The 22,941-nt window shown below is 30.4% G+C and carries 29 protein-coding genes; 3 read left to right on the top strand and 26 right to left on the bottom strand.

All coding sequences use genetic code 11. The annotated features are described in order from the left end of the window. Nucleotides 1-13 precede the first annotated feature (13 nt). The 8 genes from JM172_RS13755 to JM172_RS13720 form a co-directional block, all read right to left on the bottom strand. On the bottom strand, nucleotides 14-385 hold the full coding sequence (locus JM172_RS13755) for a DUF4257 domain-containing protein (protein WP_214482940.1): 372 nt from the start codon (nucleotides 383-385) through the stop codon (nucleotides 14-16). Between the two features lie 353 nt (nucleotides 386-738). Further along, nucleotides 739-1,449, bottom strand: a complete 711-nt coding sequence (locus tag JM172_RS13750; RefSeq protein ID WP_214482939.1) for a hypothetical protein — start codon at nucleotides 1,447-1,449, stop codon at nucleotides 739-741. 114 nt (nucleotides 1,450-1,563) lie between these two features. Then, nucleotides 1,564-1,911, bottom strand: coding sequence for a metallophosphoesterase (locus JM172_RS13745; protein WP_214482938.1), 348 nt, complete (start codon nucleotides 1,909-1,911; stop codon nucleotides 1,564-1,566). Between the two features lie 450 nt (nucleotides 1,912-2,361). Further along, the gene (locus JM172_RS13740) at nucleotides 2,362-3,573 is read right to left on the bottom strand and encodes a hypothetical protein (RefSeq protein ID WP_214482937.1); all 1,212 of its coding nucleotides are present in this window, start codon (nucleotides 3,571-3,573) and stop codon (nucleotides 2,362-2,364) included. A 16-nt stretch (nucleotides 3,574-3,589) separates the two neighbouring features. Then, entirely contained in the window at nucleotides 3,590-4,453 is an 864-nt protein-coding gene (locus JM172_RS13735) for a YiiX/YebB-like N1pC/P60 family cysteine hydrolase (RefSeq protein WP_214482936.1), read from the bottom strand. Nucleotides 4,454-4,989: 536 nt separating this feature from the next. Then, nucleotides 4,990-5,127, bottom strand: coding sequence for a hypothetical protein (locus JM172_RS13730; protein WP_214482935.1), 138 nt, complete (start codon nucleotides 5,125-5,127; stop codon nucleotides 4,990-4,992). Nucleotides 5,128-5,199: 72 nt separating this feature from the next. Beyond that, nucleotides 5,200-5,622, bottom strand: a complete 423-nt coding sequence (locus JM172_RS13725; protein ID WP_214482934.1) for a hypothetical protein — start codon at nucleotides 5,620-5,622, stop codon at nucleotides 5,200-5,202. Between the two features lie 5 nt (nucleotides 5,623-5,627). Continuing rightward, a complete protein-coding gene (locus JM172_RS13720) occupies nucleotides 5,628-5,996 on the bottom strand; it encodes an enterotoxin A family protein (protein ID WP_214482933.1) in 369 nt (122 codons plus the stop codon). Nucleotides 5,997-6,259: 263 nt separating this feature from the next. Here JM172_RS13720 and cspD point away from each other — a divergent pair, with 263 nt between their 5' ends. Next, a complete protein-coding gene (gene cspD / locus JM172_RS13715) occupies nucleotides 6,260-6,460 on the top strand; it encodes a cold-shock protein (protein ID WP_214482932.1) in 201 nt (66 codons plus the stop codon). A gap of 210 nt (nucleotides 6,461-6,670) precedes the next feature. Here the strand turns inward: cspD and JM172_RS13710 are convergent, their stop codons facing one another. The 11 genes from JM172_RS13710 to JM172_RS13660 form a co-directional block, all read right to left on the bottom strand. After that, on the bottom strand, nucleotides 6,671-7,006 hold the full coding sequence (locus tag JM172_RS13710) for a recombinase family protein (RefSeq protein WP_214482931.1): 336 nt from the start codon (nucleotides 7,004-7,006) through the stop codon (nucleotides 6,671-6,673). Between the two features lie 154 nt (nucleotides 7,007-7,160). Next, entirely contained in the window at nucleotides 7,161-7,694 is a 534-nt protein-coding gene (locus JM172_RS13705; RefSeq protein WP_214482930.1) for a thermonuclease family protein, read from the bottom strand. After that, a complete protein-coding gene (locus JM172_RS13700; protein WP_214482929.1) occupies nucleotides 7,651-7,866 on the bottom strand; it encodes a hypothetical protein in 216 nt (71 codons plus the stop codon). Before JM172_RS13700 ends, JM172_RS13705 begins: the two co-directional genes overlap by 44 nt. Next, complete coding sequence (locus JM172_RS13695) at nucleotides 7,859-8,011, bottom strand: hypothetical protein (protein WP_214482928.1); 153 nt, start codon at nucleotides 8,009-8,011, stop codon at nucleotides 7,859-7,861. The genes JM172_RS13700 and JM172_RS13695 overlap by 8 nt, the downstream gene beginning before the upstream one ends. A gap of 361 nt (nucleotides 8,012-8,372) precedes the next feature. Next, entirely contained in the window at nucleotides 8,373-9,479 is a 1,107-nt protein-coding gene (locus JM172_RS13690; RefSeq protein ID WP_214482927.1) for a hypothetical protein, read from the bottom strand. Continuing rightward, a complete protein-coding gene (locus JM172_RS13685) occupies nucleotides 9,479-10,501 on the bottom strand; it encodes a helix-turn-helix domain-containing protein (RefSeq protein WP_214482926.1) in 1,023 nt (340 codons plus the stop codon). The genes JM172_RS13690 and JM172_RS13685 overlap by 1 nt, the downstream gene beginning before the upstream one ends. An 87-nt stretch (nucleotides 10,502-10,588) precedes the next feature. Beyond that, nucleotides 10,589-10,819 (bottom strand): hypothetical protein, encoded by a 231-nt coding sequence (locus JM172_RS13680; RefSeq protein WP_214482925.1) that lies wholly within the window; start codon nucleotides 10,817-10,819, stop codon nucleotides 10,589-10,591. A gap of 924 nt (nucleotides 10,820-11,743) precedes the next feature. After that, nucleotides 11,744-12,265, bottom strand: coding sequence for a hypothetical protein (locus JM172_RS13675; RefSeq protein ID WP_214482924.1), 522 nt, complete (start codon nucleotides 12,263-12,265; stop codon nucleotides 11,744-11,746). Nucleotides 12,266-12,421: 156 nt separating this feature from the next. Further along, nucleotides 12,422-13,792, bottom strand: coding sequence for a hypothetical protein (locus JM172_RS13670; protein WP_214482923.1), 1,371 nt, complete (start codon nucleotides 13,790-13,792; stop codon nucleotides 12,422-12,424). A gap of 766 nt (nucleotides 13,793-14,558) precedes the next feature. After that, complete coding sequence (locus tag JM172_RS13665; RefSeq protein WP_214482922.1) at nucleotides 14,559-14,828, bottom strand: DNA-entry nuclease; 270 nt, start codon at nucleotides 14,826-14,828, stop codon at nucleotides 14,559-14,561. Nucleotides 14,829-14,890: 62 nt separating this feature from the next. After that, nucleotides 14,891-15,298 carry a hypothetical protein gene (locus JM172_RS13660; RefSeq protein WP_214482921.1) on the bottom strand — a complete coding sequence of 136 codons (408 nt, stop codon included), beginning with the start codon at nucleotides 15,296-15,298 and terminating at the stop codon, nucleotides 14,891-14,893. Between the two features lie 282 nt (nucleotides 15,299-15,580). Here JM172_RS13660 and JM172_RS13655 point away from each other — a divergent pair, with 282 nt between their 5' ends. Next, a complete protein-coding gene (locus tag JM172_RS13655; RefSeq protein WP_214482920.1) occupies nucleotides 15,581-16,759 on the top strand; it encodes a tyrosine-type recombinase/integrase in 1,179 nt (392 codons plus the stop codon). A 425-nt stretch (nucleotides 16,760-17,184) separates the two neighbouring features. Continuing rightward, nucleotides 17,185-17,514: a YolD-like family protein gene (locus JM172_RS13650; protein ID WP_214482919.1), complete on the top strand. Its 330-nt coding sequence runs from the start codon at nucleotides 17,185-17,187 to the stop codon at nucleotides 17,512-17,514. A gap of 112 nt (nucleotides 17,515-17,626) precedes the next feature. On the opposite strand, the gene JM172_RS13645 is transcribed toward JM172_RS13650, so the two are convergent. The 7 genes from JM172_RS13645 to JM172_RS13620 all read right to left on the bottom strand — a co-directional run bounded on the left by JM172_RS13645 (nucleotide 17,627) and on the right by JM172_RS13620 (nucleotide 22,198). Further along, on the bottom strand, nucleotides 17,627-18,091 hold the full coding sequence (locus tag JM172_RS13645; protein ID WP_214482918.1) for a hypothetical protein: 465 nt from the start codon (nucleotides 18,089-18,091) through the stop codon (nucleotides 17,627-17,629). Nucleotides 18,092-18,166: 75 nt separating this feature from the next. After that, nucleotides 18,167-18,367, bottom strand: coding sequence for a hypothetical protein (locus tag JM172_RS13640; RefSeq protein WP_214482917.1), 201 nt, complete (start codon nucleotides 18,365-18,367; stop codon nucleotides 18,167-18,169). A gap of 123 nt (nucleotides 18,368-18,490) precedes the next feature. Beyond that, nucleotides 18,491-18,655: a hypothetical protein gene (locus JM172_RS13635; protein WP_214482916.1), complete on the bottom strand. Its 165-nt coding sequence runs from the start codon at nucleotides 18,653-18,655 to the stop codon at nucleotides 18,491-18,493. Nucleotides 18,656-18,660: 5 nt separating this feature from the next. Further along, a complete protein-coding gene (locus tag JM172_RS13630; RefSeq protein WP_214482915.1) occupies nucleotides 18,661-19,857 on the bottom strand; it encodes an AimR family lysis-lysogeny pheromone receptor in 1,197 nt (398 codons plus the stop codon). 433 nt (nucleotides 19,858-20,290) lie between these two features. Continuing rightward, nucleotides 20,291-20,497 carry a hypothetical protein gene (locus JM172_RS13625; RefSeq protein WP_214482914.1) on the bottom strand — a complete coding sequence of 69 codons (207 nt, stop codon included), beginning with the start codon at nucleotides 20,495-20,497 and terminating at the stop codon, nucleotides 20,291-20,293. 259 nt (nucleotides 20,498-20,756) lie between these two features. Then, nucleotides 20,757-20,882 (bottom strand): hypothetical protein, encoded by a 126-nt coding sequence (locus JM172_RS25200; protein ID WP_284730464.1) that lies wholly within the window; start codon nucleotides 20,880-20,882, stop codon nucleotides 20,757-20,759. Between the two features lie 209 nt (nucleotides 20,883-21,091). Further along, nucleotides 21,092-22,198 carry a PDDEXK family nuclease gene (locus JM172_RS13620; protein ID WP_352223543.1) on the bottom strand — a complete coding sequence of 369 codons (1,107 nt, stop codon included), beginning with the start codon at nucleotides 22,196-22,198 and terminating at the stop codon, nucleotides 21,092-21,094. Nucleotides 22,199-22,941 lie beyond the last annotated feature (743 nt).

The raw sequence follows: 22,941 nt of genomic DNA, 5'->3' as shown, positions 1-22,941 counted from the left end.
TAAGTGTCTTCCTTTATTCATCATCTTCTCTTTTCTTGACAACTTTTAGATGTGTATTCTCGATTTCCTCAAACTTTTGCAAATGCTTGCTTTTAGTTTGCTCTGTATCAATCTTCCTATGAAGTAAAACACTTTGTGCAGACATTCCAGCAAGAATAGAATATGCAATTAACGTTTTACCATCTTGAGGTTCGGGTAGTAAATAGGTTACTGCAAATACAGCAGCCATAGACCCATAGATAACATCTGCCCAGAAACCCAAATCATTGGAATACTTCAATTTCCTTGGTTTTATTACTTTGTTCCTATTACGTATTAAATGAGAAACAAATCCAGTTATTCCACCAATAGTAATAGAACCAAGTAATAGAACTAAAAGTGACATACAAATACCCCCTTTTTAATTAGTAGAAATGCAAAAAGCGGCCCATGAGATCGATTGATAAACACAATAAATATAGTGTGTAACCAAACGACCCATAGACCGCTATAAATAGTAATTAATAGATTTCCCGCTAATCAACTAAGATTGATTGCCATTCAAAATATATAAACAAAAGATTATATAATAAGTATAAATTATATAATCATATATGGCAATACTATGATATAAAGTAATATATTAGTTGATTTTGAAATTAAAAGCAGGTTCTTCTGTTTTTTTAAATGTGACTCCTGAAAAATTGAAAAATATTTATTTGAGCATAAACACCGAAAATAGGCTCTTAACTTATTCCTTTACAAAAAAAGATGAACTTCCCCTCTGAAGAATAATGTCTTAACTATTTTATTTTCGACATCATACTCTATAACCTCTACTCCTTCAGGTATCATATGTTTATGTGTTCTAATATAGTATTCTCCAAGTATTTCATTCTTGTCCTTATTCACGCCAATAAGATACTCCATACAAAAATCTTTATATGTAATAAAACTAAAACCATCTTCATAAATTTGATATTCATCTATTTCATACTTATTTATATCCATGTGCAAAAAAACGCCGTCTACCATTTTATAACCAATGTTTCTCTTATTCATTGGTATTGTAGGAGATTCTATTCTTGTTTTTGGGTTTCTTTTATACTTCGTTACATAAAAGTCTTCAAAATCATCTAACCTTAAAACCCCAGCAGTGTTACCACTCATATCTAAGTTAAAATAATGGTTATTATTCCTATCTACATATGTAAGTATTTCTTTGTAATTAAAGTCAAAATTTCCGGTACTTAGATCACGGTGAATTTGTGCTACTGGAATATGACCAAAGATAACAAATTGATTATTTATTTCCATATCCGGAAAATGTCTTAGTTTGCGCCTAGAATAAGGCGGTGTGGTGTGGATTAACAAAAATTCATTACCATTGCATGAAACTTTTTTTTCACGACTTCTCGATGCTATATATTTTTTCAATGCCATATAATCATCTTTATCAAGTTCTAACAATTCTATTACAAATGGTTTGGTTTTATACATACTACTTGTATTTCTTAAGACGAAATGTATATTATATATTTTTTTCATCAAAATTTAAATACATTATTAAATCTAAAATATGATCTAATAATTTCTCTCTTTTGAGTGAACGACTTGCCCAAGTTTTAACTGTTTTGTTATTAATAATCGACTGTACGTTTTTTCTCTTTGCTTAATATTTTCATCAAGCATAAAAGCATCGTAAGCCTTCTCATTTTCTATAAAATGTAGTTCATGATTACCAATTAGAAATTCAAATGAGTTTGGATACTGCATAATATATTTAATTATCTTAATTGCACCATAATTTCTATTAAGAACATCACCTAATATATACATTTTATCTTTACCATGATCAAAATTTATTTTATCTAAAGCCATAGTAAATAAATCATATCTTCCATGAAGATCACCGATACAATATAAACTCATTCCATCCTCCAAAATATAGTATGCCATTGTAAATATACAACCCTTTAATTTTAATATTTTTCTAAATACAAATTGCAAATCTGTTTTTTTTCATCCAAATTTCCTCAACTATTATTAGAAGATTAATTTTCAAAAATCTAATACGCAATTATCACTAAATTCATTATTTTACCAACCAAAGTAATATTAACTACGATAAATTTAGTGGTTATTATTTCTTATTCTTACCTTAATGCTCAAATATTCTCAGAAATATTTTTAATAGAATTATTATAATATAAATTGGAGGAAGTAGAATAAAATCATCAGCACAGAAAAAGCATCTAATAAAAAAAGTATCAGTTTTTATTAGATGCTTTACTTTTTTAGAAGACTTACCAGACAGTCTCAATATTACTTGGATAGATTATAAATTTAACCTAAATCTAGATGCCCTATCAGTAATTGTGTCTATTTTCTTAATTCAACTATAAAGTCCAACAAATGACTATACTCGATTGGAATTTTATTTTCAATCTCATAATTATCGTCATTAATAATTAGTATGTTCTCTTCGTTTTCACCGGTTTCAAGCAAATAGATATTACCTATAATGGGATCAAGATATAGAATTTCATAATTATTTTTTTGCTTTAGATAATCATTATTTAATACTTTAAATGTTGGATCTGTATCGAAAGTTAAAATCCCTAATGTAAATCCTTTTTTTACACTATAAACACTATATAGAGCCTCTTTTTCATTTAACAATAATGAGCCGCCAGTTTCAATGTAATACATATCTTGTGGAGGAATATCCGCAAATGGTTCTTTTACTTTATAACGAAAGTTTTTGTCATAGACAAACAGTTTCCCGTTATTCCCTAAAATGTATGCGTGATCATTAGTAGAGTATATCGGAAATAGATCGTTCGCTGTACCATCAAACTGTTCATAATCCACTATTTCCTGATCTAAATCAATCAAGCCAATACCTGGATTTTCGTAAATTCCTTGTTTTACTTGGCCAGCAACCCCATATATAATTTTATTCTGGAATTTCAACATAGGGCTCCATTTAGGTGCATGACCATATTCAGTCTCAAAACTTTTTTTTCTAGAATAGTTCGAAATGGACACATTGAATCCATTAGTCTCAGCATTATAATTTTGATCGCCCGTACGATGCGACACTAATGTCTCGAAAAGAACGTCTTCACCATAATGTTTAATATGATTTACGCCAACTTCATAATTAAAATACGGGAGGTCAACTTTTTCAAACTGCTGTTTAGAAATATCATAAGTATAATAATAGTTATCAACTGTAGCTTCTCCAAATAAAGAAATGAAAAGCTGATTTAAATTATTGGGTTTTTGATGCATATACATTCTACGAAAACTCTCATCAACAATTTCATATTCCTGAACCACTTTGCCATTCTCCGTAACCTGCTTAATAATTGTATTATCTTGACCACTTCTAGTATCTCTTGGATAAAACAGCAGGTATTCTTTTTCATCGCCTTTTAAAGATTTTGGAATAAAATCCTCAATTCCGTGTATCACAATGCGTTTTGTTTGGGTATTGCTTTTTTCTGTACCACTTAAAAGAATAACCAGCAATAAGCTCATAACTGTTAGAACAATAATTGTGAAAAAAAGTGCTCTTTTATTTTTCATAATTCACCTAATCTAATTAAAATTTTGTTGGTAGTGTAGTATCCCACTCTTTTACTAAACGAGTGTTAGCATCTACTACAATATCTGCAGGAATAACTGCAAGTAATCCATCAATATGAAACGCTCTAGAAGATTGCAAATTATATCCAACTGAGTCCCACTGAGCGTTAGTCAATTTTGAGCAGTACCATTCATCTTCTGACCAAATATCTGTTTTTATTCTATATTCTTCTCCTACTTGTTCTAATCCGTATTCTACAGCTTCTTCTCGTTCAGAAGCTGTCGCGTTAGTCCCCAACTTAGTGGTTACTTTGTATTGTTTTATTCCGCTAGCACCATCCCATAAGTTACTTCTATTCCAATGGTGTACTTTATTACCACTGCTTGCAGTTTTAGAAGCTTCAATCACATAATAATCAGTTGTTGAAAGTACAGCAGTATGTCCTGTATAGGATTTTTCCCCTATGGCATTATCACTACCGAAACCGTAGTACAAAATGTCCCCGTATCTCCAACTAGAAGCTGCTTTCGCTTTTGGAGAGAAAGAATCTGATTTTAAATCTAATTCGTCTAAATTGTTTCGTAGTTCGTCATATTCAACTGAATCATATATTTCCTTTGTCATAGTCGACAAGGAAGACATATAATCTTCTACATCAATATGAATTTGGTTGACATCGTCAATAAAGCCTTCTATACTTTCTCGATCCCAATTTAATTCTAATTCAAGAAGTTCTTCTGCTTCTTTGGATTTCTCGTCTAGGTTTTTAAGAATTACAGCTTCTTGAGAATCTTCTTCACTGGCACTTACATTTGTTACCGTGCCAGTCAATAAAAACCCAACACAAGTTAACGAAAAAAGTAGTTTTTTGTTTTTCATTTTTTTCTCTCCTATTTTAAAAGTTTTTATTATAAAAATACCATTGTGTATTCTTAGAAAGCCTTTTGTTATACATATTTTGAAATATCTTATTAATATGCTAAATATTGAGTCCACAAGAATACTTGCTCCGTATCTCAGTGTCTATTAAATACAATAAGTTAGCATATGTATAAATTCGAATTATACTTTCAACACATTACACATAATGGGTATTTTTATAACATAAACTATAATATTACTTTACAAGAATAATATCTATGATTAGGAAATGTCTGTAACAAATATGTCAATTTTTTAATATAAACATCTCACAATTAGCTTAGTATAAGAGATTATACATATTTCTGTAACATTTTCACTAAGATATGCAGCTGCAATAAGATTATTTTGAATGAAAAATCAGGCAACTCGCATAGCTACTAGGAATACTGACACCATTTATTTACCAGAGTTTGCTCTAGGAAATTATTTTGAAAAAACTCTATATTTTTCTGGGATCAATAGTAATCTATATTTATTTATAAGAATACGTTTTACAGACTAATTGAATTAGGATAATTGTTTACTGGGGGTTGAATCACTTCCCATACACCATCAAATTCAAATCCATGTGGAGAAAAATTTGAAAAACATCCAAATTCGTCATTTACTTTGTAAAAAAATATTTCCATATCAAACTCCTCAAAGGTATCCTATTAAAATTAAATTTTTGTTATGAATATTCACTTTTTCAACTAAAAGCACTATGATTTTAAACTTTTTGACCATTTAATATAATAATTTAACTGCTCGTCAATCCTCACGAACTTTAAATTCTCTTGATACCCAAATATATCAACTATATCTTCTGCTGTGGCTTGCTTCCCAACATTTAGTTTATATGCTAAACGTCCAACCCCCATTGATAATTGCATTGGAGATGGATAAACATTTATGGCAGCCCCATTACACATAACCTGAATATGATGTTCTTCTAAATGCCGTCTAAAGGCTTGAAATGCTTGGAAAAAATTCTCATCTTGGAAACTAATCGAATTGCCATTAACGGTTAATTCAACCAAAACCATATCTTCATCATCTTGAGATTCCTCACATAACTTCAAAGCTCCCTCAATTATATCCGATTCATTTTTTTTCAGTTTTATAGTTTTCATTTCGCTATTCAAAAATATCACCTCCTAAAAAAAGGGTTAGGAATAAATTCACCTGTAAGTACACCATTCTTCTTTACGTATGCACCAATTATTTCATTCGGCATAATGCCCCCAGGAAATGAATGCTCCAATTGTTCTGGGAAAGGTGAACGAGAACCAAGAATATTATTAACATCAATAAAATTCGATGTCTTAATTTCATAAACATATCCATTTTTCCCAGCAAAGCTCTCCGCTATATTCTTACTCGAACTCGTTGATACAAAATTTCCTGCAGTGGTATTACTTAACAGATGATCTTCTAGGTTACTATGAGAACCTTTAGGTGTAAATCCTTCTGAAAACGCTCTTTCCGGAGTTATTGAGGAGCGCTCCCCTCTATACACACTACATTTTGATAGGTTTTTATTTCTTATGGAGAATTGGTTTGATAATAAAATGGATTCTTTATTGAGAGTACTTTATCTAATAAACTTTCTGTTAATTAACCTTGGCAATTGACGTTAAAAATGTTATAGTTAGATCCATTATTGTTGTTCCTATTATTATCGTTGAAGAAAATATCATATATATGCTTTTCATCCTAAAGTAGTAGTTTTGAGCAAGAATAGTAATACAATGTGGAAGTATCCACACAGGAGGAAACACAATGGCTCAAGGTAAAGTTAAATGGTTTAATGCAGACAAAGGTTTTGGATTTATCGAAGTTGAAGGTGGAGAGGATGTATTCGTTCACTTCTCAGCTATTCAAGGCGACGGGTTCAAATCTCTTGAAGAAGGTCAAGAAGTTTCATTTGATATCGAAGATGGAAATCGTGGCCCTCAAGCAGCAAATGTTCAAAAATTTTAATTTAACATTACACCGTTCATGAAAATGGACGGTTTTTTATATTAAAACAGACAAAAAAAGACTACTTCAACAGTTATCTAATACTTTCATCTACAGTAAACATTAATATTCCCCACTAATCAATATTAATTTCCAGACTATTCACACACTTATACACGAGTTGTTAATATTATCTACAAAGTAAAAACACCCATCTGATAGATAGATGTATCAGTTCCAATTTCTATTAGCTTTAGTTTTATTTTTCTTTTGAATATCTTTTACTATTACATGAAGCTCATCAATAGTATTTTTACTTTGTATAATCTCAGTCATATCTTCTGGTTTATACTTCCTACCAGTTTCATATCTATAACCTTCATCGCTTAACTTTGTGGCAACTTTGGTTGTACTACCTAATATTGCGTATTCTTTAATTACTTTTTTTTCAAACGTATCAGCATTGTAATTTTCAACTATACCTATGAATCTTTTCAAATCATTAATATACCCTTCCGCCTTTTCAATCTCAAGTTTTGCATTATCTAAGGTTAAGAATGCCTTCAATATAAACACTCCTTGTATTAAAATCGATAAATTTGATATTCTACAAGGAATGACAATTCCCTTTAATTATTCATGTTTAATTTGGAGTCATCTATCAGCATAGGAGCTTTATTATAGATACAAATTACTAAAACAAAAACCCGAAATTTATTTTTTAGCGCTTCATTGGAAAATTATCATATAAAAGACTTATATTATTTCTGGGGTGAAAATCTATGAAAGAAAACTTATGGAGTTTTAAGGTTTCATTCACACTATTCTCTAAGCTATCAGGATATAGACTTCTAGCTTCATACAAGTAAGCAACTCGTCCTAATCCTTTGGATATAAGTAATGCATTAAGATCAGTTCCATCCTCTAATTCGACATAAGCCAGTAAGCGACCATATTTGTCAGTTTTACTACCTTCATATATAAGATTTACTTGGGTACCTTCAGGAATGAGGTCTTTAACGAAGTCTGATGCCTCTTTACCAAATGGCATTGGATTGTTCTTATACTTCCCTACTGATTCTGGAGTGTCAATACATAACAATCTAACCTTAGATCCATTGGTGAGGGTAAGAGAATCACCATCTTGGTTATATTTCACAGTAACCAACTCAGATTTAGGTGAAATTTCAGATGAAATTGTATTTGTCAGTTCATTTGTAATATTTTCTGCGCTTTCTACGATCTCCTCTGACAATTCTACTATTATCTTCTCCTGCTTTTTTGGAGGCATCTTCTGAAATGTTTACTACAGCATCTTCAGCTGCTTTTTGGATTTGATCACCTGTTATGTTTGTAGAACACCCTGTTGTTAAGATAGAAAAAAATAAAAGAGTATTAATCAATATTTTCTTTATAGTTTCACTCACTTTCTTTTTTATTCTTTTGATTCATATCAAATACATCTTCATCAATGGATAAGTTACTCACTTTAGCTATAAACAAAATTAAGTCTTTAATTGGGAATAAAACAAGGTTTGTGTTTTGTAGGAAACAAACACCATGTCTTTCCATGTATACACAAAGTTGTACCAAGTTCATTTCTTTTCGATAGATTTTATTAAAGTTTTTCAAAACTAATAGTTTCCATTCTTTAGAAGGCGGGGCAATAAACATCTCTCCTACAACTTGATGGTTTAGAATACTATCGATCTTCCTTTTCTTCTTTTTTTCATCTAAGCTGTTTTCAATAGTATCTCCTCTTTTATTATATTGAATTTAAGAACTACAAGTATGGAGTAATTGTTTATTACTTATAAAATTTACTTTTTCTGCTACTTATTCTAATTGTTGCTTTATAGTACTACAGACATTAAATCAGAGTTAGCCTATTATGTTTTTCATTTTAATACACACCTTATTCTGATATAGTAATTTATTTCGTTATGCTTTGCTCTGTTTTATGTCTTACTAAGGATTCATAATGTTCAACGAAAAACCATTCTATGTCCGATAGTCTCCATTTTATTTTTTGATTTGATATATACTTATAGCTGAAATGTTTTATCTTTGAGGAAAATCTTGATACCCTATCTACCTTCAATTTCTCATATAGAAAAAGAAAGGTAGAAATTTGATCTATTCCTTCAAGGTACAAAGGATTATTACCTATTTCTATAATAAACACTTCCCAATCTTCTTCTTCGTTATTTTCATCTTTAGGAAAAGAAACGTTAAAACCATATTCAAGTAGTTGTTCATAAGCAGATTTATATGTAACATCTGTTTCATATGACACTACATGTGCATATATTTTATGCAGCCCTTTTAAGATTGATAATGTCGTTCTATGATTCCCTGTAACCACATAATAATAATCATTTACTTTATAAATACTAATACCTCCAAAATTATTTTCCTCTTGAATTTGGTCGTAATAGGAAGGGTTAATTAAGGCTGACCAAAGGTTTTTTTCTCTTTTTAAAGAGAAATATACATTGAACCAGCTCTTTCCTATATAATCTGGATGTAATGACCCAACAATTTTTGAGCAAGGTATTTCTTCAGGCTTCGATTCATTTTCTCTCTTAAATGTAAAATCTACATTTATTGGTGGTTGATTTAAACGGTTTAACACTTTTGGAGAATTACTATGTAGGAAATTCGACAATAAGGTTTTGCGTCCACGATGACTCTCTGTATCAAAAAATGTGGTAATAATTATCCATAATATTTGCTCTCTTATTATATCTAACTCATAATCCAGGTCGTTCTCTGCTATAAATGTCACTTGTTTTAGTTCATTTGAATAACCAATTACATAGGGCACATCTTCTAGAGTAATAACATCATTATCTTTATAACACTCGAAAGCTACGAAATAATCTTCAGTATCATTTATTCTTTTGGAATTTAAATAGCTCTTAGCAAAATCCCCCTTCAAATAATACGATTTATCATTAATCATGAACAAGTTATCATTTGTAGGAACGTCATAAAATTGAATAGCTACATCATCTTTAAGTAAGGCTGTGATTCTCATTATTCTTCTCCTTGCAATGATTTATTTAATAAAAAGTGGCCTTTACCAGCTAATTCCTTGATCTTAGTTGATATAAGCTCATCCATCGAAACCCCTTCATCTTTTGCTTTATGACGTATTTGTTCTTTTAGGTCGCGGTCTAAATAAACAGTCAAAGGTTCATAATTACTCACTAATAACAAAGATCCATCCGGACGTAATGATATTTCTCCGCTTTCAAGAAACTCTTTCATCTTAGTAATTTCTGAGTTAATATTAATACCCTCTATTTTCAAACTCATCGGTTTAACAGCAACTTTGATAAATTCACTTTTGTCTTCTATATCAAGATTTTTTACTCCTGCATATTGATAGAAGAGATCAATGAATGAATAAATGCTTGATAAAGTATTGGTAGGTTTAATGAAATTGAAAGATACTTCTCCTTTTTTATAACAAGGGCTAATGTTATTTATTTGATAGGAAGGTTTGAAACCGATTTTCATTGCTTCAGATAATGAATACATTTCTCCAGTTTGTGATAGCATCATAGTATTTTCTCTATCTTCCCCTAATGTGATAACCCTACAACATTCATCTATTTCATTTTGAAAACGTTGATAAAGAGCTATTTTCAATGAAGAGGAATAAAATTGGCGGGAACTTTTAGTAGCGTTTTCTTCTCGCAGATTTAAAAATTCGTTTAGCACATCTTCTAGAATAAAGTTGTATATTCTTCCCCTATATTCCTGTCTAAAAGAAGGTAACTTTCCATCTTTTATGTAATTAAAGACTGTTACAGGCTTTACCCCAAGAATGTTAGCAGCTTCGCTTGTCGTTAGTCCAGGTTTCTCGATTAGCTTCTTAAACCTTTCTAATTCTTCAATATCGAAATAATAACCACCATCATAATGCCATGTATCTTTATTAGAAGTTTGTAATTCTCCATTTTTTACATATTTATAAATAGTGTTACGGTTGACATTTAATATTCTTGCAGCTTCTTGTGATGTAACAATTGTTTTTTCATTGGTGTTCATCATTAACTGTCCTCCCAAAAATTATAAATACTAACTACCTATTTAAATATTTATTAGCTCATTATGTATTTAGGAACGTAAAAGCACCATCTAATGCTTTATTTGATTTTCATATGGGTTAGGGTTCTCAATATCTGATGGAGAGATAATTTGTATTTTTTGTATAAATGATATAGCCCTATCCAATGGTAGTTTTTTTAGATAACATTGATAACCAAGTTCGAATGTAAGGGTGGTTTCTTCACTTAATAAGTTCTCTTCTTTAATTTCTTCAATTTCTTTTCCGTTTCTTCTATGTTTAATATACTGCTCTATTGTCATTTTAAATCTCCTTCAATCACATAGTTTAAGAAGAATCTATTCTATCTAAAATCTTCAGTAATAATAATTTCATTTTGCAAATTTTAGATTTTTTTCTTCTAAAGTAAAATTGTACAACTCTCCAGACATGAGTGAGATTAATTTACAAATACCTATAATATTATTAATTGGTTTGTAAACTATCAAAAAACCTAAGTCATTTATATATGCCCACATCTCGGAACTCATGCACATCACATCAATTAGATTTAGATTTTTGTTATATAAAAAATTATAACAAGTATAAATTCCTAAGACTATAAATGTTAGTAAACTCAAGGTTAATATCATTATCCACAACTTAGAAATAGCTGTAGAATAAAGAACTCATAACGAAAACTAATACACCCCTTAAATAAAAGAGACATTTTTGATCTAATGTTGATATTCTCATATACCCAAATTTTACAAACTCTTTTAATTACATTGTATCAAAAAGGGTAGATTACAATTATTGTTACAAATGTTTTTGTTACGGTAATTATATAAATAATTCTACCTTAATGTTATTAAAAAGCAGAAAAGTTAAGAACTTCATTAAAACCTTTAAGTAATCAATATAATTGTTGAACAACAATTTGGGATTGTTAAAGAATCACTACCACATACAAGGTCCTTGTTATTATAGCTCTTTATTTACGGGAACCATGTCCAAAATCAGTCACATGGATGCTTATAATATTAGGAAAAGCAGTGTTCCAACAATGAGCAATTTCTACAAGTCTATTATTATTAACATAATTTTGAAGAATTTTATAACTTCATTTCACCAACTTCTGAAAAATTCCCCTACAAAAATCCACCCCGTCTAATTTTGACGGGGTGGATTTATTCAAAGGCAGTGAGTTAAATTGTAATATTATTTGTAGGTAACTGAAAAAAATCTTAATTTTTTGCTGGATACTTACCGTAACTAATATCTACTAATCTTTGATTTCTTGTCGAAAATTCTTCCTTGATTTCTTTAAAGGATATATTTCTAATGTCATAATCTCTTTCCTCAGAGAAGAGTTTTATATATTTATTTAGTTCTTTAATTTCTAACAAATCTTCTTCTGTAAAAGATGTTCCTGATTGAGTTTTTGAATATAATTTGCTGACTAGACCGTACGCATTGTCTATTAGTAGTTTTGTTTCAAATGCTGAATCTATTTCATGACTCTTTCCCAACTTAGAAATGTACTGCAACATTTGAGAATAAGAACCTTCAGCATCTTCCAATTCTTCTACGTCTAAATCTACAAGATAAGAAAAACTTTCATTTAGAAAGAAAATATCAGTGATATATTCCACGTAAAAATCACGTAATAAAGCATCTTGAGCCTGATTCTTATTGTATTGGATGTAGTTAATTACTACAGAGGTCACTAATAAACTGATAATTAGTTTTGGGACATGTTTTTTCATATTGTTACTCCTAGTATAAGTATTTATGATTATACCTTGTCCGTTTCATTCGTTGGACTAATCTCATATATTATATCTTTGGTTGTTTAATTAATCATACCATAGTAACTCATGCCATAAATTTAAAAACAATAAAAAATATAATAGATTTATATCCTATTTTGATTCCGCTAAGAAATCAGCTTCCATGAGCCTACCTGTCCAAACATAAGTCCAAGCAGGAGTCCCATCACCCACAGCATATAAAATTCTTCCGACTGGTTCAATAGTTGGAGTTGGTCGACCGTTTTGCCAAGTGAATAAATGGTAAGCTGCAAATCCCCCACTATGAATATATGGCTTACTATAATCATTCCCTGCTGGATAATCTAAGCTTTTTTGTAATAAGGAATCACGTACTTTGACGTTTCTATAATATACTTTATTTGCTGAGTTAGTGTCGTCAGCATATTGTATTGCTGGCTTTATTCGAAGTAGATTTGCAACTATTTCTACATAATCATTTTTTGATACCCAGTGATCTATAGCCCATGAGTATTCAGGGAGTGAGAAAAAATTACCTTTTTCAGGGTGTGTTTCCTGAACATTTAAGTATTCTGGCCCTGTAAACAACAAATTAAAACCATGTACATTAGCCCCAAAACTTTTACCATTTTTGGTTGTATAGTAGTTAGCAACATTATCTGTATGACTGAATAATTGCAACCAAGCTTCGCTCTCACCACTAGCCCAACTTATAGTATAGACATTCAATATTCCCACATTCTTATTTATATTAGTAAAGTTTGTTGGCAAGTCAGTGTTTGTTTGATTATCACCTAAGTAGCCTACAAAATCTGTTATTCGATAATTCCATCTTATCTTTGTATCTTCCGCTACCGATTTAGCCATAGGAGAAGATATACTGAATGGACCTACTGAATTAAAAGTAGAAGCAGTGGTATCTATATTTTCTAGATTATCTGTTTTACTTTTTTCAACATCCATGATTGCATTGACTTCATTTGTAGAATATTCATTATGTTCACCAAAATACAACATACCCGTACCGTCATCAGATATTTCTCCTATTGATACAGTTACATAGGCATGGTTTGTGGCTGGATTAAAATATAGACCTAAAACACTATCCTCATCTTTGCCTTTGGTTTTTGATGTTCCCTCTAAAGGTCCGAAATAAAAAACACCTTTTTCTCCTAACTGTTTTTCCATATCTCCTTGATAGCTACCTTTATAAGTGTCTTTTCCAACTTTTACAACTGTTGATACATCAAAGTAAGAAGAATCGTTGCCTTCTTCTATTTTAATATTCATATTTAAGAAAGTATTCTTTGTTTTTTCTTTAGTTAAACCTAGTTTATTCTTGTTTCCTTTTTCTACATATTTCATATCCATTGTGTAATTCATTTCTTCAGAAAAATCAAGTTTAAAATGGTAATCTGATGTTGGTACCTCAGCTTTTACTAAAGTTGGGACTAAACTAAAAAATAGTATAGCTGTTATACCCCATAATGCAATTTTTTTCATTACTTTGAAACCCCTCTTATATTTTGAATTTAATAGAATGTCTCGAGTACATTTTTCTTTTTTTGCATATCGATATGGCCTATTAGATTATCTAACATTCCTTGCAAAATTTCATTAGTGAGTTATTTCCTTTTTTGATTGTAGAAAGCTTTAATTGTATTGAATCTTATTATATAAGTATAAAACCAAACAATTAGCCTTTAATCTTACGGTCTGGTGCGTTTATAATTACTTGTTTCTTTGTATTATTACACATAAAATGGAATTATTTACTATAATTCTGATAATTTATTATCATGGCGGTAAAATTTAAGCAGTTACTACCCTTAAAAATACGCACTAAATCTAGCAACTTCATTGCAAACCAATTTGATTTTTTATTGGACTATAGATAACCGTTGATCAAGGTTCACATAATACTTCCCATAAGGGTTGATGTGGTTGTATATCAAAGGAGTTAGGACAAGATAATCGTCAGGTGTGATGCTTCCATCAAATTTTCATCCTTCATCATGCTTTGAATCTTTAATGTTTTGATATACACCATACAATTTTTTAGAAAATGTAAACTAAGTATGGCTAATTCTTTCTCTATTATTTTTTGCTCACTTTTAATAATAGATTTGGATTCTTCATTAATAGTCTCAGTAAATTGCACTCACATTGCTTTTTAATCCTAGTTTCTTATATTATATAGACACCCTTCTTTCCCCTGAAATTTTCACTTCAACTTATTCTGTATTAAAGAACAAAAAATAATTATGTCTTACCAGAATTTATTAAGGAGTTTGTAATACTCAAACTTCCCCTCATCTTTTAATTTATTTACCGTTGCTGCTATAGATTTTGGGGGTCTCCCTAAAGCCATTCCCATAAAGTTTGCTCCATCAATTTCGTAAAATTTACAAAGATACTCTAATTCTTCTACTGTGTAACTTTTACCCCTATTTGGATGATAATATGGGTGATATTTCATTAATCCCAACTTATAATATTCTACTGGAATCTCCAAAAGGGAAAGGTCTTTTGTCCCCATACATCATTCTCCTTTCATCAAAGGTAAATTCCAAATAAATGTGTCATTACGAGAAAATATCTCTATACTTTTGAACACCAATCGTTAATGTTTAAGAATTCCTCATGGTCAACAATTTCGAAAAGATTTTCTGTATTTAATTCTGAATCTTCTACCATCAATATGGTATACACTAAGCCAGCTATATCATTTACCCAGTATAATCCTTCCTTTTGGGTAGACAGTTGCCCATCATAGTTATCCCGAAATTCTATTTCCCAAATTTTATCTAGACATTCTTTTGTATATGTAAAATATAATGCTGTAGGTTCATCAAAGTCTCCATGAGAAAAAATAACATATATGCGTTTTTTACTTGGATCGCACTTGATATGTGTAAATTCAGAACTGTAATCACAACCACTGTCAACTGTGTGTGATTCCCCATTTTCTGGATGTTCTAAACAAATGTCTTTATTAGTTATATTCATTTTTACAATTTCCCCCTAAAATTTATTGTGTATTTGTTAATTGTGTAACGTAAACTGATTGTTTAGTTTTGATTTGTTATTTATAACAAAACATAGGGATTATTAGGTATGCAATAGAAAGTTAAAATAAATGTAAAGTAATACCCTATGGACAAATAGGGTATTTTTCCATATGGTACTAAAATAATCATATGTGCTTTATTAAGTTATCCTTATATTATTAAGTTTGATATAATTAGAGTTAATAAATGAGATGACATGATGAGAAGAGAGGTTATTAATTTGAATCATACAAACATAATAGATATGAATCATCAACAGTTTGTTAATGGTAATATCAATGATCTTATTTCGGTTAATAGTCAATCATTGGGGCCTGTTATACGTAAGCTTTTAGATTCTCAATTTTTTACTAAATTAGAAGAAACAAAGGAATCTAATGAGGAGTTTGGTAATGAGTCCTTTTCCGAGTTCTCAGATATAGGAATGGTATACTATTATGTTCATAATCCAAAAAATCTTGATAGTAAAAAAAATCGTAATGATGATACTAAAAAAGAGTATTTCCGAGAACTGTTGCAGCTGTATAAGAATTTAATTGTTTATTCAAGTGAATTTGAAATTTATATCGATACAAATTCTGACTCGATATTTAAAACGTTAAAACCGACACATATTCGTAGATATCAGGAATGGTTAATTAACGCTCCTTTAGGTAAAGGAAACAACACATATTCCTGGGCTACTATTACTCGTAAAAATGTCATTATAAAAGGATTTTTTAAATGGCTCTATAATAGTAAATACATATCAACACCGTTACATGAACATTTCAAAAGTAGTAGTGTAAATGATCAAGATCGTCCTGATAGAGCATTAACAGATATTGAGGTTAAACAAATACTGGATTACCATAAAAATCATGTCATTAACTTTGCACTTCTTTATACATTAGCAACCACAGGATTACGTATCAGAGAAATAGCAAATGCTAAATGGGGAAATATCACTTATGATCCCGAGTTAGGTCATTATTGGCTTAAAGTCGTCACTAAAGGAAAAAAAGAGAGAGACGTTTTAATTTTCGAGGATGTATTCGATAGTATGGTAGCATTTAGAAAGGTTAGAAGGTTAAATATTGAATTGGATCCAGGTGATGAAGGAACTATATTCGTCACTAATACAGGAAAGGCATATACATATAAATATCTAAGTGATCAAGTGACCCGAATCATTTTACAGACAAAGTTGCCTTTCTTAAAATACAAAAATAATGGACGAATAACTCCACATTTCTATAGACATTATTTCGCCAATTTTAGCTTAAGACAAGGGGTAGATGTTTACCATATTAAAGAGACTCTTGGACATAGTAAATTAGAAACAACAATTCTATATCTTAAGAATGAAGAGAGCAAAAAGAACAATGCAGCTTTACAATGGAAAAAAAACATATATTAAGAGATAGATTTGAAGTAACGTTGTTCTCTATTGTAATAGCTTAACCTTTTTCTTTAGCTGAACTATTGCTGTTAGATAAAAGAATAGGAACCTCCAAAAGTGTGAGTTCCTTTATTATTCTATTAGCTATAATGGATCTTTTTCTTCGACATTCATTTTTTTAGTTTTCTCTATCTTTTTATATGTTGCTAGAACGCCCTCAGACAAAATTATCTTTTCACTTACGTGCTATATTATAAATAAATGCAAAATAAAAAGACCTCTACTCCAAAAAAGTAATGGTGAAGTGAAGCGACTATTCCCATCCCGTAACAAATTATGATTTTTAACCAGCAATTGTGTGGACAGTACAATATTATTTTCTAACTTTTTTTACTTACATAACGAACATACTTTCGTATATAATAAGTACAGAGGTGATACGTTTGAAAGATAGAGGAATTATGAAATGGATGCCAGCATTCATCCAACCTGAACACATGAAGATGATGAAAATAGCCCAGGCAGATTACTATAAGGTGAAAAAACCTGAGTTAGACGAGCATGAAATTGAAGAAATAAACAATACAATACTTGAAGCTATGGAGTTTACTCAAGAAGTAACTGTGACCTACTTTGAAGATGGATCTTTCAAACCATGCATGGGTCATATCAATTTTGTAGATCAGCTCAATAAACATATTAGGATAATAGATAATTTCGAAGATGTACACAGAATAAAATTTGAGGATATAATTAGCATACAAATTCTATAAACAGCCCTGATTGCTGTACCAGGGCTGCATTTTCGTGGAAGTAACACCATGATGTAGCTCATATTATTTACTAAATTCAAACATTTATTCTATATATAAAATGGGAAAGTGCTTATACCAATTGAGCCTCTAATTTCTGTTCTGAAATTGATGAAAATTTTGGCCAGTTGATTTGTAGATAATCTCCATTATTTTTGACTAATGTTTTATATTTTGCCTTCCAGAGAAAGTCGTTATCATAATCTAAAGAAATTTCGTAAGGAATAAGAAAATCATGAAATCTAGAAATAACATCTGCACCAATTATTTTCCCCTCTTGGTTAAGGTCCACAACCAAAAATATAGGACTGAAAAGCCCATCTTTTCTATGAATAATAGATTTCATGTAGTACAAATTTTGACCAATATGAGTTGACACTGGGATATCGATTCCAGCTAATATTCGTATGCAAGTAAATTCGTTTTTATATCCGCCATAGAAATCTGGTTTCTTTATTTTAAGTATTCTTCTTATTTTGATAGCGTATGATGGATCGTGGAATAAGAATCTTTCTGTATTTTGAACAATATGTAGCATAATTACATTCCTTTCGTCTGTATATGAATATTTAACTTGCAATCAACTTTCCAAATTTATAATAAATGTAAATTGTCAATTTTCTTTAATATCAAATGGATCTACCTCTATTGCAATATCTTCATCCCAGCAAGTGTACTTATTAATATCTTGGTGCAAAATCTCAGTAATTTTATCGCTGATGTTATCAATCTCTTTTTGTATTTTGTCTTGGTACAGTTTTTGAAAGTCTATTATTTGAGCATTTTTCTTTTCTGTATGTAAAGCAAATTCCATGATATGCACTCCTTAATATTAATAATTGTCAATTTAATTTTATAACAAGCTTTGACAATCGTTCCAAAAACGACGAAAGACGCAACCTTTTTTAGGTTACGTCTTTCTACTTTTTATCTGACTTCATCCAGTCGGAAGTGGTTCATCGTCACTAGATTTTGAAACATTTTTTGGTTTTTCAATTTTAATGGTGGTAATATCTACATCTTCATTCGCACTTACTATATCATTTGAAGAAAATAATAACATTCCTAAAGCTAGCGCTATCACTATCTTTCTTTTCACCATATTATTCACTCACTTTCTGTCATATGAATATTATATACGCCTTTTACTATTAAATCTAATTCACCCAATGCCAAAAGTTCTTTCATTGAAAAATATCCAAATAGTCTATCATTGTTCTTCATATATTCAAGCAATGCTAGCCAATAAAAACGCTTATCTCCAGTAGCTCTGCCTCTTATGTAATCACGCATAGGTGATTTTCCTTCTTCTGCATCTAATTTATTGAGAATTTCAAGTCCTCTTTTTTTATCACCGTTCAGTATATGCTTAAACGCAATATATTGTTTTTTCTTTATCTCTTCAATTGGTATATCTATACCATGAATTAATTTTACAAACTGTATTTTGTTTACTAAGATTGATACTTCTTTATTATGTTCTAATTGTTTGTAAATTTCTATTGATTTTTCATAGTATTTGATAGCAATAGCAACCTTGCTTTTGTCATGAATGTTTCTTTCTGCTAACGTTCCCCATGCAAATGCGTCAAATCGTTTTCCAATAGAAGATTTAAGTAATTCTAAAATATGTTCCTCTGCCTTTTCTAGTTCTCCCGACCTCAAATATATTAATGCACCATATTGTCTTATGCGTGCTTTATATGAAAAGCGTAAATAAGCACTCTTTATTTCATCTGCTTTTTCGTTCAATACTCCGATACTATTTCTAATCTCTTTAAACCTTCTGTTATGATTCTCAATAATATATAGTGACAACGCACGATAAACACTCAGTTCATTACAATTTGGTTTTAATTCAAAAATCCTTTCATTCCAATCAACTACTGATAATTTGTTTAATTTTAACTTTATACTTAAAGAATAAAAGTCAGCCCACTCTTTTAATCCATTCTGATCATTATGTTTTTCGTAACAATAATCGCACAGTTTTTGTAACTGTTCTAAATGAAGGTGAGTGTCACAATATTCCATAGCATCTTTAATATTTTCATAGTTTTTTAAGTCTTTTATATAAAGTAACATTAATTCATGCATATTTAGGGATTTATCAACGTCTGTAATGTATTTAACAGCCATGAATATTTTGTAAAACTCGCTTTCACGACCTTTATTAAGTATCCTCGAAAAAAGCCCCTCATCTATGCCAGCTTTTTTTGCGACATTATTTTGATTGATCTTTAAATTCTCTATTATCTCTTTAAACCTAGTGCCAAATGTTTCTTCTACAACTGTTACTGACACTTTCCTTCCCCCCCTATAAAAAAACTGGTCCCTAACGAACGGACCAGCTCTTTATATAGCAAATGCATTGAAACTATCCTTTTTTTGCTAATATTTATAGCTATATTCTAGTCCTTGTAGGATACACACAGGGCTACCTTTTTTCTCCACCGTTAATGGGTAACCACTCTTAGAATTTTTTGATAAATCAATATATTAATAGAATAACACGTGAAATAAATTTATTTCAATAAATTTTTTTCATTATTTCATAAAATTTCTAACATTGTAAAATGTAAATATTCGTTTTCTCTCAAAATCCTATTTCTGGGATGCATCAACTTCTTGAATTCCTAATTTCAACAATACCCTTATTAACTTAGGCAAGATAGCCCCTACTACACCCCCTGCCAAATCTCAGATCCAAACTAAAAAGCCTATCTGTTGGATAGACTCATTCTGCTGTCTGTTCTGCTATACGTTTCAACGCTTTGTTAATACATTCTCTTTTATTGTGACCGTTTTCGTTTCTTGTATGTTCGTTATGCGTAGCCATGACTGAACCCCATGAACCATTCTCGAAGCCAATAATAGTGACTTCTATATTCCCATTTCTTTTATCGGGAATATAAAGAATTTCAAATTTGTCGCCAACTTCCATACACAGCCCACCCTTCGTTTAGTATAGTCATTCTTCTACAAGAGTGATTTTCCTTGTGAACTTTTAGTGTCTAAAAAAGCCTGTCAACTGGATAGACTTTAAAACTTTGACGAATGGTTTTCGGGTATTTCGAAAGTCATTTTTAATAGTTGTATAATAATCTATGATTATCACATTGTGTTGGTTTTAATTTATATCAAATAAAAAAACCACCGACAAAAGTCAGTGATTGTACATACTATTTAATGAATGTCACATATTATTCTTTTATAAGCTCTGCTCCCCAAGCATAAACAGAGTCTGTTGTGCCATTATAGGCACATGGCCATAGTACCACGGTTACATCCCGTCCGCAATACTGTCCACTCCCTACTTGTAGAAACATGTTTGAGGCTGGTTGTTCAAACCAACATTTATTTATTCAGAATTTCCCCTTCTATCATCTATATTAATTATAAATGTAAAGTTTTTCCTTTTAACTAAAACCCTCACTTTTCCTTATGAACGGTGAAGGTTTTACTGTTCTGAGCATAATTTCTTTTACTAATGTTATAATTAACATGTTAACAATAAACATATTCACTTAACACAAATTTAAGTTGCTCCTTTAACCATTAAATTGTAAGAATCTATAAACCTTTCCAAAGCTAATTGAGGGTTATGCTCTCGATAATCTACCACGAGGTATTTGCAACCCATTTCTTTAGCATACTCTTCTTTGTTTCTGTCATTTAGCTTTTCATCCTCAAATGTTTTGTGACCTCGATGAAAAATGTGCACCTTTTCATAATGTTGCAAACCATGTACTTCTACTATAATTCTCTCAAGTGGTAAATAGAAATCATAAACTTTATTTTTATCTGGAAATCTATATTGACATATATACTCTATTCTATTAGATTCTAGGTATTCACGTATTGCTCTCTCTCCTCTTGATTCTTTACATATTGGGCAACCGTGTCTCTGTTTATACCTAAAAGGTTTTATCCAATGTGGATCGTGACCGCATTTAAAATCTATTAATACTATTGAATTAGTATTCCTATACTCGCTGAATAGTTCATGGCCATTTTCTTTAATTAATTTTATTAATTCTTCTTTAGCTTGTATCGGACATTGTCCGGTACATTTAGAACATCTGTGTTTGGACGATGTAAAATTATTGGGGTTTGTATTAAAAATATGTCCTTTGTCACACTGTACTTTTACACTAGAAAGTGCACTTTTATACTCACCTAACACTTTATAACCAGCTTTTAAAATCTCTTGATAAAAGTTTTCTTTAGCTTGAGAGGAACATTTCCGGCTACATTTAGGGCAACCATACCCACTTTTGTAATTGTTAGGCTTTAGCAAATGTGGTGTGTGACCACAATTAAAATCTATTAATACATGAATTTTTGCGCTTTTATATTCACTCAACTGTGTGTGGCCATTCTTTTTTAATAGACGTTTAAACTCTACCTCTGCTTGTAAAGGAGATAGTCCTGCACACCTCGGGCAACCATAGCCGCTGTTATAATCATTTGGTGTTATTAAATGAGGTTCGTGGGAACATTTGAAATCAATCAATAATTTGATGTGAGTACCAGAGTACTCATTCAGTAACCTATCCCCTTTTTCATTTAGTTTATTTATCAACTTATCTAGAGCATTTTTAATTTGCTGATTATAGCTACCACCTTTTTTATACAACCTCACTGAAGCACCAATCTTTATTCCCCGATATTCTCTCATATTAAAAACCCCACTCAATTTACATTTCTTAAAATTATACACTAAAATGTGGGAAATAAAGGTACACTTCCTCACAATTTTAATACTATTTTAAGGATTTTAATATTCATAGACAAAGTCAGTAAAAACCTAAAGCAAATATTATGGCATGGGCTATAAAACTAATTGAATGTTAATAACAGTTGAGGGTTGTAGTATAAAATGCTTTGATATAGGTAATTTGACATCTTGATAACAGCTTTTATGACTTTATTATTCTGAGTTACTACTAAGTATTAATAAGATTATTTTTATTTTATATGTATGGATATTATTTATAGGAGGCTGGACTAACATATATAACGTGACTAAAATGTACTGGAGTCTTTGTGAAACAAAGCAAAAAAGGACTGGTTTCAGCCCTTAGTAACCTAAATAATCATTGAGTTTACTAAAATATCCTGATTATATGGCTTAATAAATAAAGATGTTCACAATATTACTACTTAAAAACGCCATATCTTATTATGAAGTCAGCCATTAACACTTCTGGTTGAACTATTTTTAATAGGTATTACTCTTATGGTAGTTGGGGTAGAACGCTAGCGACATTGGGACTCAATCCCGTCGGCAATTAATTATTGTTTAATAAAACTTTTATTTAATAAAATGGAGCGATTTAACTCTTCTTCTACACTAAATAATTCATCAATTATAGCCAATGTATT

It is taken from the genome of Bacillus sp. SM2101, assembly GCF_018588585.1.
GTDB lineage: Bacteria > Bacillota > Bacilli > Bacillales > SM2101 > Nanhaiella > Nanhaiella sioensis.
This window is presented reverse-complemented; position numbering and strand designations above follow the sequence as displayed.

What these genes read in the sequence shown, in the direction of transcription:
- JM172_RS13755 (WP_214482940.1), bottom strand. Translation starts at nt 385, where the DNA reads ATGTCACTTTTAGTTCTATTACTTGGTTCTATTACTATTGGTGGAATA.
- JM172_RS13745 (WP_214482938.1), bottom strand. Translation starts at nt 1,911, where the DNA reads ATGAGTTTATATTGTATCGGTGATCTTCATGGAAGATATGATTTATTT.
- JM172_RS13740 (WP_214482937.1), bottom strand. Translation starts at nt 3,573, where the DNA reads ATGAAAAATAAAAGAGCACTTTTTTTCACAATTATTGTTCTAACAGTT.
- JM172_RS13735 (WP_214482936.1), bottom strand. Translation starts at nt 4,453, where the DNA reads ATGAAAAACAAAAAACTACTTTTTTCGTTAACTTGTGTTGGGTTTTTA.
- JM172_RS13730 (WP_214482935.1), bottom strand. Translation starts at nt 5,127, where the DNA reads ATGGAAATATTTTTTTACAAAGTAAATGACGAATTTGGATGTTTTTCA.
- cspD (WP_214482932.1), top strand. Translation starts at nt 6,260, where the DNA reads ATGGCTCAAGGTAAAGTTAAATGGTTTAATGCAGACAAAGGTTTTGGA.
- JM172_RS13695 (WP_214482928.1), bottom strand. Translation starts at nt 8,011, where the DNA reads ATGGAAAGACATGGTGTTTGTTTCCTACAAAACACAAACCTTGTTTTA.
- JM172_RS13690 (WP_214482927.1), bottom strand. Translation starts at nt 9,479, where the DNA reads ATGAGAATCACAGCCTTACTTAAAGATGATGTAGCTATTCAATTTTAT.
- JM172_RS13685 (WP_214482926.1), bottom strand. Translation starts at nt 10,501, where the DNA reads ATGATGAACACCAATGAAAAAACAATTGTTACATCACAAGAAGCTGCA.
- JM172_RS13680 (WP_214482925.1), bottom strand. Translation starts at nt 10,819, where the DNA reads ATGACAATAGAGCAGTATATTAAACATAGAAGAAACGGAAAAGAAATT.
- JM172_RS13675 (WP_214482924.1), bottom strand. Translation starts at nt 12,265, where the DNA reads ATGAAAAAACATGTCCCAAAACTAATTATCAGTTTATTAGTGACCTCT.
- JM172_RS13670 (WP_214482923.1), bottom strand. Translation starts at nt 13,792, where the DNA reads ATGAAAAAAATTGCATTATGGGGTATAACAGCTATACTATTTTTTAGT.
- JM172_RS13665 (WP_214482922.1), bottom strand. Translation starts at nt 14,828, where the DNA reads ATGGGGACAAAAGACCTTTCCCTTTTGGAGATTCCAGTAGAATATTAT.
- JM172_RS13660 (WP_214482921.1), bottom strand. Translation starts at nt 15,298, where the DNA reads ATGAATATAACTAATAAAGACATTTGTTTAGAACATCCAGAAAATGGG.
- JM172_RS13645 (WP_214482918.1), bottom strand. Translation starts at nt 18,091, where the DNA reads ATGCTACATATTGTTCAAAATACAGAAAGATTCTTATTCCACGATCCA.
- JM172_RS13640 (WP_214482917.1), bottom strand. Translation starts at nt 18,367, where the DNA reads ATGGAATTTGCTTTACATACAGAAAAGAAAAATGCTCAAATAATAGAC.
- JM172_RS13635 (WP_214482916.1), bottom strand. Translation starts at nt 18,655, where the DNA reads ATGGTGAAAAGAAAGATAGTGATAGCGCTAGCTTTAGGAATGTTATTA.
- JM172_RS13625 (WP_214482914.1), bottom strand. Translation starts at nt 20,497, where the DNA reads ATGGAAGTTGGCGACAAATTTGAAATTCTTTATATTCCCGATAAAAGA.
- JM172_RS25200 (WP_284730464.1), bottom strand. Translation starts at nt 20,882, where the DNA reads ATGTTTCTACAAGTAGGGAGTGGACAGTATTGCGGACGGGATGTAACC.